The 15,157-nt window shown below is 63.5% G+C and carries 15 protein-coding genes; 7 read left to right on the top strand and 8 right to left on the bottom strand.

The window, feature by feature from the left end; translation table 11 throughout:
* Positions 1–13: 13 nt before the first annotated feature.
* The 3 genes from dapF to KW821_RS07810 form a co-directional block, all read right to left on the bottom strand.
* Positions 14–844 carry a diaminopimelate epimerase gene (dapF, locus tag KW821_RS07820; protein WP_218291039.1) on the bottom strand — a complete coding sequence of 277 codons (831 nt, stop codon included), beginning with the start codon at positions 842–844 and terminating at the stop codon, positions 14–16.
* Between the two features lie 97 nt (positions 845–941).
* Entirely contained in the window at positions 942–2,192 is a 1,251-nt protein-coding gene (lysA, locus tag KW821_RS07815; protein WP_218291038.1) for a diaminopimelate decarboxylase, read from the bottom strand.
* 19 nt (positions 2,193–2,211) lie between these two features.
* A complete protein-coding gene (locus KW821_RS07810; RefSeq protein WP_218291037.1) occupies positions 2,212–2,424 on the bottom strand; it encodes a lipoprotein in 213 nt (70 codons plus the stop codon).
* A 73-nt stretch (positions 2,425–2,497) separates the two neighbouring features.
* Here KW821_RS07810 and cyaY point away from each other — a divergent pair, with 73 nt between their 5' ends.
* Positions 2,498–2,812: an iron donor protein CyaY gene (cyaY, locus tag KW821_RS07805; RefSeq protein ID WP_042651932.1), complete on the top strand. Its 315-nt coding sequence runs from the start codon at positions 2,498–2,500 to the stop codon at positions 2,810–2,812.
* A gap of 14 nt (positions 2,813–2,826) precedes the next feature.
* A complete protein-coding gene (locus tag KW821_RS07800; protein WP_218291036.1) occupies positions 2,827–3,480 on the top strand; it encodes an alpha/beta hydrolase in 654 nt (217 codons plus the stop codon).
* Positions 3,481–3,562: 82 nt separating this feature from the next.
* On the opposite strand, the gene KW821_RS07795 is transcribed toward KW821_RS07800, so the two are convergent.
* Positions 3,563–6,082 carry a class I adenylate cyclase gene (locus KW821_RS07795; RefSeq protein WP_218291035.1) on the bottom strand — a complete coding sequence of 840 codons (2,520 nt, stop codon included), beginning with the start codon at positions 6,080–6,082 and terminating at the stop codon, positions 3,563–3,565.
* Between the two features lie 324 nt (positions 6,083–6,406).
* Here KW821_RS07795 and hemC point away from each other — a divergent pair, with 324 nt between their 5' ends.
* From hemC to KW821_RS07775, 4 genes are read left to right on the top strand one after another with little or no spacing between them, the layout of a single operon-like run.
* Positions 6,407–7,336 carry a hydroxymethylbilane synthase gene (gene hemC, locus KW821_RS07790; protein ID WP_218291034.1) on the top strand — a complete coding sequence of 310 codons (930 nt, stop codon included), beginning with the start codon at positions 6,407–6,409 and terminating at the stop codon, positions 7,334–7,336.
* A gap of 40 nt (positions 7,337–7,376) precedes the next feature.
* Positions 7,377–8,111, top strand: coding sequence for a uroporphyrinogen-III synthase (locus KW821_RS07785; protein ID WP_218291033.1), 735 nt, complete (start codon positions 7,377–7,379; stop codon positions 8,109–8,111).
* Positions 8,108–9,169: a uroporphyrinogen-III C-methyltransferase gene (locus KW821_RS07780; protein ID WP_218291032.1), complete on the top strand. Its 1,062-nt coding sequence runs from the start codon at positions 8,108–8,110 to the stop codon at positions 9,167–9,169. The genes KW821_RS07785 and KW821_RS07780 overlap by 4 nt, the downstream gene beginning before the upstream one ends.
* A 10-nt stretch (positions 9,170–9,179) precedes the next feature.
* Positions 9,180–10,343: a heme biosynthesis HemY N-terminal domain-containing protein gene (locus KW821_RS07775; RefSeq protein WP_218291031.1), complete on the top strand. Its 1,164-nt coding sequence runs from the start codon at positions 9,180–9,182 to the stop codon at positions 10,341–10,343.
* 81 nt (positions 10,344–10,424) lie between these two features.
* On the opposite strand, the gene KW821_RS07770 is transcribed toward KW821_RS07775, so the two are convergent.
* Both KW821_RS07770 and glpX read right to left on the bottom strand, forming a co-directional pair.
* Positions 10,425–10,676 carry a YkgJ family cysteine cluster protein gene (locus KW821_RS07770; RefSeq protein ID WP_218291030.1) on the bottom strand — a complete coding sequence of 84 codons (252 nt, stop codon included), beginning with the start codon at positions 10,674–10,676 and terminating at the stop codon, positions 10,425–10,427.
* Positions 10,677–10,844: 168 nt separating this feature from the next.
* Complete coding sequence (gene glpX, locus KW821_RS07765; RefSeq protein WP_042651924.1) at positions 10,845–11,855, bottom strand: class II fructose-bisphosphatase; 1,011 nt, start codon at positions 11,853–11,855, stop codon at positions 10,845–10,847.
* A 217-nt stretch (positions 11,856–12,072) separates the two neighbouring features.
* Between glpX and KW821_RS07760 the strand changes: the two genes are divergently transcribed.
* Complete coding sequence (locus KW821_RS07760; protein ID WP_218291029.1) at positions 12,073–13,131, top strand: porin; 1,059 nt, start codon at positions 12,073–12,075, stop codon at positions 13,129–13,131.
* A gap of 79 nt (positions 13,132–13,210) precedes the next feature.
* Here KW821_RS07760 and KW821_RS07755 read toward each other — a convergent pair whose 3' ends face one another.
* The gene (locus KW821_RS07755) at positions 13,211–13,948 is read right to left on the bottom strand and encodes a bifunctional 2-polyprenyl-6-hydroxyphenol methylase/3-demethylubiquinol 3-O-methyltransferase UbiG (RefSeq protein ID WP_218291028.1); all 738 of its coding nucleotides are present in this window, start codon (positions 13,946–13,948) and stop codon (positions 13,211–13,213) included.
* Between the two features lie 473 nt (positions 13,949–14,421).
* Positions 14,422–14,901, bottom strand: a complete 480-nt coding sequence (locus KW821_RS07750) for an N-acetyltransferase (protein WP_218291027.1) — start codon at positions 14,899–14,901, stop codon at positions 14,422–14,424.
* Positions 14,902–15,157 lie beyond the last annotated feature (256 nt).

The raw sequence follows: 15,157 nt of genomic DNA, 5'->3' as shown, positions 1-15,157 counted from the left end.
CCCCGCTCGATGCCTATAACTCTATCTGACCATCGAACACGTGCTCGGCCGGCCCGGTCATGTAGACCGGCTGGCCCGGTCCCTTCCAGGCGATGGTCAGCTTGCCGCCCGGCAGGCTGACGGTGACCCGCTCCCTGAGCTTGCCCTGGCTGATGCCGATCACCACGGCCGCGCAGGCGCCGGTGCCGCAGGCCAGGGTCTCCCCCACCCCGCGCTCGAACACCCGCAACTTGATCTCGGTGGCGTTGACCATCTCCATGAAGCCGACGTTGACCCGCTCGGGGAAACGCTCGTGCCGCTCCATGATGGCGCCCAGGGTCTGCACGGGCGCGTCATCCACCGAGGGCACCTCGATGACGCAGTGCGGGTTGCCCATGGAGACGACCCCGCACATCACCGTATGCTCCTGCGCCCGCAGCAGATAGGTCTTCTCCGCCTTCTGGGCACGGAATGGCACCTTGCCCGGCTCAAACTGGGGCACCCCCATGTTGACCGTGACCTGGTTCTCCCCCTCCAACTGCAGGGTGATGCGGCCACGGGCCGTGCTGACCGCGATGCGATCCCGGTTGATCAGCCCCTTCAGCCGCACGAAGCGGGCGAAACAGCGCGCCCCGTTGCCACACTGCTCCACCTCGCTGCCATCAGCATTGAAGATGCGGTAGTGAAAGTCGAGCTCAGGATCATAGGGCGGCTCCACCAGCAGCAGCTGGTCGAAGCCGATGCCGAAGTGGCGATCCGCCAGCTTCTTGATGACGTCATTGCTGAAGAACACCTTCTGGGTGACGCCGTCCACCACCATGAAGTCGTTGCCCAGGCCATGCATCTTGGAAAAATCTATCAACATCCTGCGTTCCTGTACCGTTAATCACGCTCTCACATGGAGGAACGCTTGGAATCCCGACCGGCAAACATCATCACCGTCTCGCGTGCCTGTGCCTTGCTCAGGGCAGCAGGTGCTCGCCCTGCCAGAGCGATTCCAGCGGCTCGCGCTCCCGGATTAGGAACGCCTGGTCACCGTCCACCAGCACCTCGGCCGCACGGGGACGGGTGTTGTAGTTGGAGGACATGGTGAAGCCATAGGCACCGGCGGAGCGGACCGCCAGCAGGGAGCCCTCGCCTATGGCCAGGGTGCGCTCCTTGCCGAGGAAGTCACCGGTTTCGCACACGGGTCCCACCACATCGTAGACCGCCTTCTCATGGGTCGTGCGGCTATCCACCTCGATGATGTTCATCCAGGCGCCATAGAGGGAGGGGCGCAGCAGATCGTTCATGCCGGCGTCGATCAGCGCGAAGTTGCGGGTCTCCCCCGGCTTGAGGTATTCGACCCGGGTCAGCAGCACGCCGGCGTTGGCGACGATGGCACGGCCCGGTTCGAACAGCAGGGTCAGCTCCCGGCCCGCCAGCTTCTGCTTGAGCGCCTCGGCGTACTCGGTGGGATGGGGTGGCTGCTCGGCGCCGTAGTTGACCCCGAGACCACCGCCCACGTCCAGGTGATGGATCTGGATGCCTTCGGCGGCCAGCTCATCGATCAGCCGCAGCAGCTTGTCGGCCGCCTCCATGAAGGGAGTCAGTTCGGTGAGCTGGGAGCCGATGTGGCAATCCACCCCCTTGATCTCGATGTGGGCCATGGCTGCCGCCTTGCGGTAGATAGCCGGGGCCTGCTCGATGGGGATGCCGAATTTGTTCTGCTTGAGCCCGGTAGAGATGTAGGGATGGGTGCCGGCGTCGATATCCGGGTTGACCCGCACCGAGACCCGCGCGGTCTTGCCCATGCTGCCGGCCACCCGGTTCAGGCGCTCCAGCTCGGCTTCCGACTCCAGGTTGAAGCAGAGGATCTCTTTGTCCAGCGCCAGCCGCATCTCGGCCTCGCTCTTGGCCACGCCGGAGAAGACCACCTTGGCGGGATCGCCCCCCGCCGCCAGCACCCTGGACAGCTCGCCGCCGGAGACGATGTCAAAACCCGAGCCCAGGCGGGCCAGCAGGTTGAGCAGCGCCAGGTTGGAGTTGGCCTTGACCGCGTAGCAGATCAGGTGGGGAATGTCGCCGGCCGCCTGATCGAAGGCGTGCCAGTGACGTTCCAGGGTGGCGCGGGAGTAGACATAGAGCGGGGTGCCATGTTGCTCGGCGAGCCGCTGCAGCGGCAGCTGTTCGGCCTGAAGCTGGCCGTCGGCGTCGTAGTTAAAGTGATCCAAGGGGCGGTTCCTTCCTAGATTATTGCGGCGCGGCCTCGGGGGCAGCTTCTGCGGTCGCCGGCGAGGCGGCTTGCGGTGTACTCTCTGTCTTGGGCTGTGCCGGTGTCTTGGGTTGCTCGGTAGACACGGGTTGCTCGGCTGGCGGCATATAGAGTGGCCCCGTCAGGCCGCAGGCGGCCAACCCGAGCGACAAGGACGCGGCAAACAGGCACTTGGTAAACTGGCTAATCATAATGGTTCGCTGCGAAAAAATTTTTGGCCCTCTATAATCGCACTCACATTGTTAAAAGCAACAGGATAAACCGATGAAGGATCACGAGTATCACGCCCTGACCGACGCCTTTTTCCAGTATGTGGAAGACGTTATCGACGAGGGTTATCCGGATATCGACTGCGAACGCGCCGGCGGGGTCTTGACCCTGAGCTTCGAGAACAAGACCAAGGTCATCATCAACAAGCAGGAGCCCCTGCACCAGATTTGGGTCGCCACCCGCGAGAACGGATTCCACTTCGAGCTGCACGGCGACAACTGGATCGACAACCGCTTCGGCGATGAGCTGAAAGCCCTGCTGACCCGGGCCTGCACCACCCAGGCGGGCGAGCCCGTACAGTTCCCATGATGGACCCGCATCCCATGATCGATCTGCATCCGCAGGGTGCCCGGCATGCTGTGATCTGGCTGCACGGGCTGGGGGATTCGGGGGCCGGGCTCGCGCCCCTGGTCGATGCCCTTGACCTGCCCGCCACCCTGCCGGTCCGCCATCTTCTGCCCGATGCGCCGGAGCGGCCCATCACCATCAACATGGGCTACAAGATGCGCGGCTGGTACGACATCAAGAGCTTCGACAACCCGGCGGATCGCGCCGTGGAGTCCCATGTGCGCGAATCGGCCACCCGCATCCAGGGGTTGCTGAACGACCTGATCGCCGAGGGCTTCGCCCCCGAGCGCATCATCCTGGCCGGCTTCTCCCAGGGGGGGGTCATCGCCTCCTTCACCGCCCTGCGCTCCCCGACGCCACTGGCGGGCCTGCTCTGCATGTCCACCTATCTGGCGGCGCCCGATGTCCTGCTCGGCGAGCTGAGCGAGGCCGCCCGTGCCCTGCCCATCTGCTACATGCACGGCATCTATGACGACGTGGTGGCGCTCTCCATGGGCTGGGACGCGAAAAATCGGCTGGAAGCGGCAGGGCTCAGCCTCGAGTGGCACGAGTACCCCATGCGCCACGAGATCTGCCGCCCTCAGCTCGGCGACATTCGCAGCTGGCTGCTGGCCCGCCTCGACGCCTGAAACCGCTCGACCACGAATAAGACAACGGCCTGCATCTGCAGGCCGTTTGCGTCTCGGCGGAGTGGATTGGGCGAGTGGGTACTCAGCCCACCTCGCGGGCCGGGCCCGGATGGTCCCGCTGCGGGCTCTGGCTGCGGTAGGGGATCACCTCCAGCGCGTCTCCCATCAGCACGATCTCATAGTACTGGGGCAGGTTGAAGTTGCTGAACTGGCCCGCATTGCTGAAGCGCTCGTGACCCGAGGTATAGAAGCGGTTCACCCCCTGCACCAGCTCATCCTTGTTGCCGGCGAAGTGCTGGTAGATCTCCACCCGGTTCGCCTCGTCCAGGATATAGATGTTGGTGCCCGCGTCTCTGGTGTCGAAGAAGAACTGCACCAGCCCCTCGCTGGCATAGGCATCGACGATGCCGGGCAGGTGCTGGCTGTGGGTCTTGTCGAGCCGCAGCGGCAGGTGATCCAGCTTGTTGTGGGAGATGTGGCGGTAGAAGTCGATGGCGTTTTCCAGCTTCTTGACCGAGACCCCGCGCCGTTCGAAGAAGATGCCGTACTTCTCTTTGCCGAGCGCCAGGGTCTTGACCAGTTGCTGCTTGTCGCGGGCGAGCCGCAGTTCGATGCACTCGGCCAGCAGCAGCTGGAAGCGGGAGCGCACCAGGGAGCGGAAGTGCTGGCTGTAGCAGAACACCTCGATCATCTCGGGGGCGGCGGCATCCTGGTGCATCTTGCCGAGTATGGTGGTGAGGGCGTCCACCACCGCCTCCTCTCCCTGGAAGTGCAAGGTGCGGATCTCGCTCCAGGAGTTGCGATAGACCAGATCCACCGAGCCCACCAGGCACTCCTGATTGCGACCGAACGAGAACACATCGGCGGCGTTGGCGTCGAACTCGATCACCTGCCCCACCCAGTGGCTGGTGGGATCCGTCTCCAGGTTGAGGAAGATGGAGAGCTGATGGATCTCGCAGGGGCGGCTCAGGGCCAGGTTGGTGGCGCGCGGGTACTTGACCGGGAAGGTGCCGGACAGATCGCGACAGAACTGGTGCAGGTTGTCGATGTGCAGATCCGAGCCCTGATTGAACAGGTGCACCCGGGACTCGGGCGTCAGCAGGCCGTTGAAGTAGGCCCAGGCCATCAGCTTGCTGATGTAGCCGTTATATTCGAGCGGCGCCCGACCTATGATGTCCGCCGGCTCGAGGGAGTGCTTGTAGAGATACCAACCGGCGCGGTTGAGGCGGCCGTGGGGCACCTGCACCAGGCTGAGATCCGGCTCGCTCAGATCCGGCGCTATCTTGAGGTTGATGCGCTGCACCTTGCCCGGCAGGCTCTCAAACGCGGCATAGAGCTTGCGAGACAGTATGCCGATGTCCTCCGGATTGATGGACTCGCTGATGTTGTTGCGGCGGGCGAACTGGATCAGGTTGCGATAGCTCTGCATCAGGGCTTCCAGCAACTCGGCGTAGGCCACCTTGACGTCCTCGACCTTCCACTCCTGGCGGTGATCCAGATGGTGCAGCCGCTCCGGGCTCCAGCCCCAGTAGGCCACCAGCTGGGCCATCTGCTCGCGGCGCCAGCTCGGGGAGTGCTCCTCCTTCGGATGACTGAGACCGTCACACACCTTGAGATAGAAGCAGCGGCGCACCAGATCCAGGCGCTGCATGTCGCCGATGGACTTGAGGTAGTTGGTCACCTTGTCCAGCATCAGGCAGTAGTTGTCGAGCCGGTAGTGCATGCCCTCGTTGTGCTGGAACCAGTCACGACTGGTCACCGACAGCAAACGGGTATCGGGATACTCGTGGGAGTAAGCCTCCATCAGCACCGACTTGAGCACCGCCTTGTAGGGGGAGTCGATGCCCTTGTAGAGCTGCCACAGGGCAGAGCCGAAGTACTCCTCGGCCGGAATGCGATCGAAACCACCGAGATCGAGCCAGTCATCCTGGCTCAGCTTGCCGTGGGCAAACAGGCCATTCACATACTCGTCGTAGTGATCGTCATACTCGGCGGGCACCAGATACCAGAGCAGGCGCTTGCCGGCGATGTGCATGGCGCTGCGGTAGAACTCGTCGAGCAGCAGCAGGTGCTGGGCGCTGCCACAGCTCTCCCCCTGCATCTGGGCATCGTTGCGCTGACGGAACTTGTCTTCCGGGATCAGGAAGAAGTTGAGATCGACCCCGCGCTGCTCGGCCCACTTGGAGAGTTGCTGGCACTTGAGATCCAGCAGGGCGAGCCGCTCCTGCGACAGCCCCGCCACGTGGCAGACCCAGATATCGAGATCCGAGTGGCAACACTGGCCGATGGACGAGGTGCTGCCCATGGAATAGAGGCCCTGGATCGACTTGTCGTGGGTGCTGAGGCCGCCCTGACAGTTGGCGTTCTGGCACAGATCCTGGATGAAGGCCTGCTGGGCCTCGTTGGCGACAAAACTCCAGATACCATGAGGCACATCCCCCGCCACATAGCCGGGCAAGAGAGGATGATTGAAGTGCAGCATAACCGGCAGCAATTGGAAGACCTGCTGCCCATAGCGACTCATGAGATCCAACGCCCGTTGCGTCTTGAGACGATTGAGTTCGTCGTAGCGCACCACCAGCGTGTCGAGTTTTACCAGCAATGCCCTACCTATGATGGGGGAGACAAATGACGCACCAAAACGGGGAGACGTCAAAAAAGTGTGATCATGTTAACAATGCAAACTGCCGTGGTAAACAAGCCCGCACGGAATCACCGGATTATTTCTGGCGGGCTCCATAACGGTATCAATAGAAAGCAATAAAGGTTAATAATTTCATGCAGTTAACATATCATCCCGACTTAATGAAAATCATTTTCAGCCACCTTTTTTGAGCCTGGCCCCGCTTTTGCCGGCTGCGCCATGAAAGCCCCTGCAAAGGGTGGTAAGATCGTTTTCCTTCTAAAGATGAAACAACTGATTGATATGGCAGCCCGAACCCTGAGAATTGCCACTCGCAAGAGCCCACTGGCCCTGTGGCAGGCCAACTTTGTGAAAGATCGGCTGGAAGCCCTCTATCCCGATCTGCAGGTCGAACTGGTGCCCATGAGCACCCAGGGTGACAAGATCCTGGATACCCCCCTCGCCAAGGTCGGCGGCAAGGGGCTGTTCGTCAAGGAGCTGGAGACTGCCATGCTGGAGGGACGTGCCGACATCGCCGTCCACTCCATGAAAGACGTGCCGGTGGAGTTCCCGGAGGGGCTCGGCCTGCACACCATCTGCGAGCGGGAAGATCCGCGCGATGCCTTCGTCTCCAACCGCTTCAAGCAGCTCGACGCACTGCCGCAGGGCGCCGTGGTCGGCACCTCCAGCCTGCGCCGTCAGTGCCAGCTGCGGTCCTCCCGCCCGGATCTGGTGATCCGTGACCTGCGCGGCAACGTCAACACCCGCCTCGCCAAGCTGGATGCCGGTGAATACGACGCCATCATCCTCGCCGCCGCCGGCCTGATACGGCTGGAGATGGCAGACCGCATCACCGCCTTCATCGAGCCGGAGCAGAGCCTGCCCGCCAACGGTCAGGGTGCGGTCGGCATCGAGTGCCGCCAGGACGATCACGAGCTGCACGCCCTGCTGGCCCCGCTGGAGCATGCCGAGACCCGGATCCGGGTGCTGACCGAGCGCGCCATGAATCGTGCCCTGCAAGGGGGCTGTCAGGTCCCCATCGGTGCCTATGCCCTGGTACAGGGTGATGAAGTCTGGTTGCGCGGCCTGGTGGGCAGCCCGGATGGCCGTCAGGTGATCCGGGACGAGATCCGCGGCCCCCTTGCCGACGGCGAGGCGCTCGGCGACGCCCTGGCCCAGCGCCTGCTGGCCGCCGGTGCCGACGCCATCCTGGCCGAGGTCTACCGCCCATGAGCGCGGGCCGGGTCAGGCCACAACCGTTGAGCGCGGCCTGATGATCCCGCTGGTGGTGCGCCCGGCCAGGCAGGCCGACGAGCTGGTGCAGTTGCTGCGCCGGCGCGGCCACAGCCCGCTCTGTTGCCCGCTGCTGGAGACCCGGCCGGGCGACGAGCTGTCCCGCCTGCCCGCCTTGCTGCCGACGGCGGACATCATCATCGCCGTCAGCGCCCATGCAATTCATTTTGCTCATCATTTTCTGTTGCAAACTGGTCTGACCTGGCCACATATTGAGTACTTTGCGGTCGGTCAGGCCAGCGCCGACGCCTTCGCCGAGGTGGGGGTCAAGGCGCAGAGTCCGCAGGATCCTCGCAGTGAGGGACTGCTGCTGCTGCCGGCCCTGCAAGCGATGACCGGCAAACGGGTGCTGATCCTGCGCGGCAACGGTGGCCGGGATCTCATCGCCCGGGAGCTGGCCTCACGCGGCGCACTGGTGCACTATTGTGCCACCTACGAGCGCCACTACCCCGAGCTCGACGGAAACGAATTGACTCGCCACTGGCAGACGGCCGGGCTCGACAGCCTGCTCATCACCAGTGGTGAACTGCTGCAACGGCTGCTGGAACTGGTGCCAAGCCAGCAGCAGCCCTGGCTTCATGACCGCCTGTTGGTGGTGCCCAGCCCCCGCGTGGCCGAACAGGCCGAGGCGGCTGGTTTTACCCATATCGTGATTGCCCAAGGTGCATCCAACCAGGCCCTGACGGCCGCCCTGGAACTGAGGAAGATGGAATGACTGAACAGCAAGAAGTCCAGCCGAATGCCGCGGCCCCTGCCGCACCGGCGCTCGAGCCCAAGAACGGCAAGCACCGCTCCGGTGCACTCCTCGGCGGCGTCGCCATCCTGCTGGCCCTCGGGCTGGCCGGCGGCCTCTATCTGCACGGGCACCAAAATGCCGTCGCCCAGCAGGCCGAACTGAGCGCGCTCAAGCAGCAGCTGGCCGAGGTCATGGGCAAGCTGGATCAGAGCAACAGCAAGGATGCGCAGCAGCTGGCCGTGCTCGGCAAGAGCCAGCAACAGCTGCAGGAGGCGCTGGACGGGCTGCAGCATAGGGTGCTGGATCTCAACGACAAGCGGCCCAACGACTGGATGCTGGCCGAATCCGAATACCTGGTACGCATGGCGGGCCGCAAGCTGTGGCTCGAGCATGACCTCATCTCCGCCATCACCCTGCTCGGCAACGCCGACGAGCGGATCAAGGCGCTCAACGATCCCAGCCTGATGCCGATCCGCAAGGCGCTGGCGGAAGACATCGCCCAGCTCAAGGGCATGCCGCGGGTCGACCGCGAGGGGCTGACCCTGAAACTGGCCGCCCTCTCGGATCAGATCGAGCTGCTGCCCCTCTCCACCGTCAGCATGCCACAAGCCAAGGCCGAGCCGGATCAGGCGGTCAGCACCAGCCCGGACGAATGGCAGAGCAACCTGAAGAAGAACTGGGTCAAGTTCACCGAGAACTTCATCACCATCCGTCGCCGCGATGGCGCCGTGGAGGCGCTGCTCTCCCCGCAGCAGGAAATCTTCCTGCGCGAGAACCTCAAGACCAAGCTGCTGCAAGCCCAGCTGGCGGTCTACCGCGAGCAGCAGGCGCTGTATGAAGACAGCCTGGACAAGGCCCAGCGCTGGCTGACCCAGTACTTCGACGTCGACAACAGCGCCACCCAATACATGCAGTCCGAGCTCGACAAACTCAAAGGCGAGCAGATCCAGTTCGACTATCCGGATCAGTTCAAGACCCAGGCCATGCTGGAGCAGGTGCTGAACGAGCGCCTGCAACGCATCCTGGCCGGCAACTGAGGAGACGCCCATGATTCGTCTGATCCTAGTGGTGGCCGTGATGGTGGCGGGCCTGATGTTCGGCCCCGAAGCCTCCGGCAACAAGGGCTACGTGCTCATCTCCCTCGGCAACTACACGGTGGAGTCCTCGGTCACCAGTGCCGTGATCCTGGCGGTGCTGTTCTACGGCGCCCTGCTCGTGCTGGAGTGGCTGCTGAGCCGGGTGTTCGGCCTGCGCCGCAAGACGCAAGGCTGGTTTGGTTCCCGTCGCCGCCGCAAGGCCAACCTGCAGACGGTGAATGCGACCCTGGCCATGGCCGAGGGTCACTACAACCAGGCCGAGAAGCTGCTGATCAAGGGGGCCGACAACAGCGACACCCCGCTGCTCAACTACCTGAGTGCCGCCAGGGTGGCCCAGGCCCGGGGCGATGACGTGCGCCGGGATCACTACCTGCAGAAGGCGCAGGAGGAGAACCCCAAGGCCGAGCTGGCACTGACCCTGATCCAGACCCAGCTGCAGATAGAGCAGGGCCAATACGACAGCGCCCTCGGTCGGCTCGAGTCCGTCTACGCCCTCAATCCGCGCCACCCCATGGTGCTGGATCAGCTGCGCCAGGTGTATCTGGCCCGCCAGGACTGGGCGGCCCTGATCGATCTCGCCCCGGCCCTGCGCAAGGTGGGCAAGCTGACCCCCCAGCAGGAAGAAGATCTGCTGCATCAGGCCTGGACCGGTCGGCTCGAGGCCGCCGGCGAGGCGCTCGAGACCCTGCGCCCGGTCTGGCAGGAGCTGCCGCGCAAGCTGCGCCAGGATCCCGTACTGCTGGCCAGCTACGGCGATCGCCTGCGCCAGCTCGGGGCCGACGGCGAGGCGGCCGAACTCTGGCTGGAGGCGCTGCGCAAGCAGCCGGCCCCCGAGCTGTTCGCCCGCCTGCCCAGGCTCAAGCTGGATGACTATCAACCCATGCTGACTCTGCTGCAGAAGCTGCAGGATCAGCCGGGCGCCGAAGCGGCGCTGGCCCAGGTCTATCTGCTGGCCGGCCAGCTGGATGAAGCCCAGCGTCTGCTGGAGCAGGAGGTCAAACGCGCCCCCAGTGCCGCCGTCTGCCACGCCCTCGGCCAGCTGATGGACAAGCGTCGCCTCACCAACAAGGCCAACGAATACTATCGTCAGGCGCTGGCACTGGCCGGGATCTGATCCCCTGCCCCCAGCACCAACGAAAAGAGGCCGCACAGTGCGGCCTCTTTCTTTGCTGACAAACCAGTACCAAACCAGCACTCAGGACGTCAGCCGTTCCAGCTCCCCGATGAGCCAGACGGCCTCTTCCCGGTGCGAGCCGCACACGTCCTGCATGGGCCTGAAACCGCTGCACACCGCCGGGCGCTCGGGCTGGCCGAAGATCTTGCAGCCCAGCCTGGCATCGAGCTGGACACAGGCGACCCCGGCCGGTTTGCCCGTCGGCATGCCGGGGATGGCACTGCTGATGCTGGGGGCGATACAGCAGGCGCCACAACCTTGACGACATTCCATGTGATGCTTTCCTGTGCATGGCGAAGCAGTCTATCAAAGGGCCGGGATTCCCCTTAGCCTTATCCCTTCGCCCCCCTGAAATAGTGGCCGGCCCGCCGAGCGGGCAACAAAAAGCCCGACGGCAGAAGCGGTCGGGCTTTTCAATGACAGAGGCTCAGCGCACCCTCATCACAGGATGATGTCGCGCACCACGCTGTCTTTGCGATCCAGGAAGTGGATCGACTTGATACGGCGGATGGTGCGTGATTTGCCGCGGATCAGCAGGGTCTCGGTGGTCGCCATGACGCCGTTGCTGGTGATGCCTTCCAGCAGATCACCCTTGGTGATGCCGGTCGCCGAGAAGATGACGTTGTCATTCTTGGCGAGATCTTCCAGCTTGAGTACCTTGTTCACGTCGATACCCAGCGCCTCGCAGCGGGCAATCTCCTGCTCGCCCAGGGCACGCACCTCGGGGCTGTCGCCCTTGACCTTGTGACGGGGCACCAGGCGCGCCTGCATGTCACCATCCAGCGCACGGATCACCGCCGCCGAGATGACCCCTTCCGGGGCGCCGCCGATGCCATACAGCATGTCGACTTCGCTGTCTGGCAGACAGGTGAGGATGGACGCGGCCACGTCGCCGTCGGGGATGGCGAACACCCGCACACCCAGTCCCTGCATCTCCTTGATCGCCTTGTCGTGGCGCGGCTTGGCCAGGGTGATCACGGTCAGACGGGAGAGCGGCTTGCCGAGCGCCCTGGCCACGGCCTTGAGGTTCAGCTCGAGGGCCTGATCCAGGTCGATGGCGCCCTTGGCACCCGGACCCACGATCAGCTTCTCCATGTACATGTCGGGCGCCTTGAGGAAGGAACCCTTGTCGCCGACGGCCAGCACGGCCAGGGCATTGGACTGCCCCATGGCAGTCATGCGGGTACCCTCGATCGGATCGACCGCGATATCCACGGCATCCCCCAGACCAGTCCCGACCTTCTCGCCGATGTAGAGCATGGGGGCTTCGTCGATCTCGCCCTCGCCGATCACAATCTCACCATCGATCTGGATCTGATTGAGGATATGGCGCATGGCCGCAACGGCCGCACCATCGGCGATATTCTTGTCACCACGTCCGAGCCACTTGTAGCCAGCCAGTGCAGCCGCTTCCGTCACTCGGGAAAACTCGATTGCCAGTTCACGTCTCATCGCATATCCAACCTTAGGAGCTCGAAAACGGGCGGCATTCTACCACAAGGGCAAACCTTTGCGCGCAAAAGTGGCGGATCGCCACATAAATCCCGGCGTTCACCGGACTGACACCAAACCGCCATCGGTTGTTCATGTTACGGTCACCCCGCTGTCATTTCCCCTGTCTAGCATGGCCCCGTCTTTGAAAACAGAAGCTTACAAACAAGGGATGATGATGAAAAAGCTGACAGTAGTAGCATTGGCACTCACCGCGGCCTTCCAGGCTCAAGCCGTCGAAGTCTATAAGAATGACTCCACCCTGCTCGATCTCTATGGCCGCATCTACGCCGGCCAGTTCTTCGGCGAGAAGAAAGAGCTGGACGCCAATGGCGACATCAAGAACGAATACAGCGACAAGCAGGGCGCCAACCAGTTCGTCCGCCTCGGTGCCAAGGTCGAGAGCGAGATCAACCCCGGTCTCAAGGCGCTGGCCCAGTACGAGCTGCAGATCTACATCAATGACAGCGAGAAGACCGTCAGCGAGAACTCCGACAACCTGCGCACCCGCCTGGCCTTCGCCGGGGTCGGCGCCGACTGGGGCAACGTCACCTTCGGCCGCCAGAAGGGCGCCCCCGGCCTGCTGGCCGACTGGACCGACGTCTCCCTCTCCGACGGCTACGGCAACGAGGCCCTCGGCGCCAAGACCGACACCTTCGCCACCAACCGCGCCGGCTCTGTGCTGAAATACTCCGGCCTGTTCAACGGCTTCCAGGTGGATACCAGCTACAAGTTCGATGGCGGTGACACCGAGGAGACCAGCAGCAAGGACAGCGACGCCGCCTACGGTGCCGCCGTGGCCTACACCTTCCCGTTCAACCTGGCGCTGGGTACCGCCTACAACGTCGGTATCCGTGACAAGAGCGGTGAAGAGGATGCCAAGCTGTGGCTGCTCTCCGCCAAGTACGACAACAAGGCCGTCTACGCCGCCCTGAGCTACGCCGACGGCAGCGACTTCCTGGCGACCGACAAGGATCACACCGGTTGGGAAGCGGCGCTCGGCTACAACTTCGAGAACGGCATCGGCCTGATGGCGCTGTGGAACAAGCAGAAGGTGGAAGAGGCAGGTCGGGACGATTACGACTCCATCGACTACTACACCCTGGGCGCCCAGTACAAGTTCAACAAGAACCTGCGGGTCATCGGCGAGTACCGGATCAACAATCTGGACAGCGATGACAGCGGCAAGCTGAACACCAAGGATGACTTCCAGCTGGCAGCCCGTTACGACTTCTAAGCGATAGCTCAAGACAAACGGCGCGCAGACTCCTGCGCGCCGTTTTTATTTGGCCCATGACTGCCGGACGCCGGTTACCTCAGCCGAGCGGTTTTTGCACCGACACCAGCAGCAGCATGGGGCGCTCGGCCTCCTCCCCCAGGGCCGGGTTGGCGGCGATCTGGGCGGCGCTCGGTCCCCACTCCTCGACATGAGCAATCTGGAAGCCCGCGCCGATCAGGGCATTGAGATAACTGCCCAGGGTGCGGTGATACTTGATCACCCCGTCCGCCAGCCAGTTGCTGATCCGCTTGCCCTCGGCCTGGTAGCCGTTGACGGGCCAGGAGCGACGCCCCTCGCCATCCACCAGCCAGCCCTGCGGCTGCGGGCAGGTAAAGATGGGATGCTCCACCGAGAGCACCAGCCGGCCCCCCGCCACCAGCACGCGATGGATCTCGGCAAATAGCGGCGCCACCTCGGGCAGGTAGTGCAGCGCCAGGGAGCTGTAGATCAGATCGAAGGGTTCGCCAGACAGCTCGAGTCCGTTCAGATCCCCCTGCCGGTAGCAGATGGCCTCATCCCGGGTCAGCTCGGCAGCGCGGGCCAGCATCCTGGCGGAGAGATCGATCCCGAGCACCCCGGCGGCCCCCTGCTCCCGCGCCACCCGGCAGAACCAGCCATAGCCGCAGCCCAGATCCAGCACCCGCTTGCCCGCCAGCGGCGGCAACATGGCCTGCAGCGCCGGCCACTCCGGCGCCCCCGCCAGCCCCTGCCGGGAGCGTGGCAACTGGGCGTAACCCTCGAAAAACCCTTGATCGTCATAGATATTTTGTGACATTTCACACTTCCTCATTCGAATCGTACCAGCCTGCTAGCGGAGCGGATGTCCATGAGCATATCCTCGCCCCCGCCAGCACAGGCCAAAAAAAAGCAGAGCACCCGGGCGGGCCTCTGCTCTGTTGCGAGCCCGCGCCATGGGGCGGGGCCAACAAAAAAGGCCATAGACATTGTCTATGGCCTGCTGTTTCACTCGTGCCAGCCAGGCTCGGGTCCTGACTCAATCAGGATCCGATGCGGCTGGCACGATGAATGGGTGGGAGGCTCAAGCCTCCCCAGGCTCCGGACAATGCCTCATCGTGCGCATCTGTTCGGAGTTCACTCGGGTCACACGTTGATCCGAGGCATAAAGCGTCATCTTGATCACCCAGCCAGGTCGGCCCATTGAAAAAGGATCGAAAAATCAGGCGTTACTCTAAGACTTGCCCGCCCCGATGACAAGCACGGCGGCCGAGGTCGGCCAGCGCCGACACCCTAGAGCGTCTTCTGCCAGAACAGGGCCCGCCCCACTTGCGGGCTGAGCTCGTAACCGGCGAAACCGCTGGCCCGGTAGGCGGCCTGCGCCACCTGGTTGCCCTCCAGCACCTCCAGGGTCAGCTTGCAGCAGCCGAGCTCGCGGGCGAGCCGCTCCACCTCGGCCAGCAGTCGCTTGCCGAGGCCGCGCCCACGATGGTCCGGGTGCACCGCCAGATCGTGCAGATTGAGCAGCGGCCGGCAGGCGAAGGTCGAGAAGCCCTCGAAACAGGTCGCCACCCCGGCCGGTTGGCCATCCACCCAGGCCAGCAGCACATGGGCATTGTCCCTGGCGGCCAGCGCCTGGGCCAGCCCGGCCTGCACCTCGGCAGAGAGCGCACGGCCACCGCCCATCTCGTCCCTGGCATATTCGTTGAGCAGCCAGACCAGGGCCTGGCCATGCTGCCGGTTGCCGAGGTCTGCCCTGATGATCTCTTCCATGTCTCGATTCCCTGTTCCCGCTGGATGCTGCGCCCAAGGCGCCGAACCCCGATGGTAAACCAGCCCTTTGCCGACACCAAGACTCGCCCTCTCCACGGGATAGGCCAGAGCGGGTGCCGTCTGGCTGTGCCGGCGGCGATAGATAGGGATTATTTATATCTTTCCCTTGCCAGGGAAATGAAAATCAATATCATTAGCGCCCTCTCGGCATGAGAGAACATAATAATTACAAATAAATCAATAAGTTCAGGCCGTC

Origin of the sequence: Aeromonas sp. sif2416 (assembly GCF_019218665.1) — a bacterium.
In the GTDB taxonomy this organism is placed as follows: Bacteria; Pseudomonadota; Gammaproteobacteria; order Enterobacterales; family Aeromonadaceae; genus Aeromonas; species Aeromonas encheleia.
The sequence above is the reverse complement of the archived record's forward strand: the minus strand, read 5'-3'. Positions and strand labels throughout refer to the sequence as shown.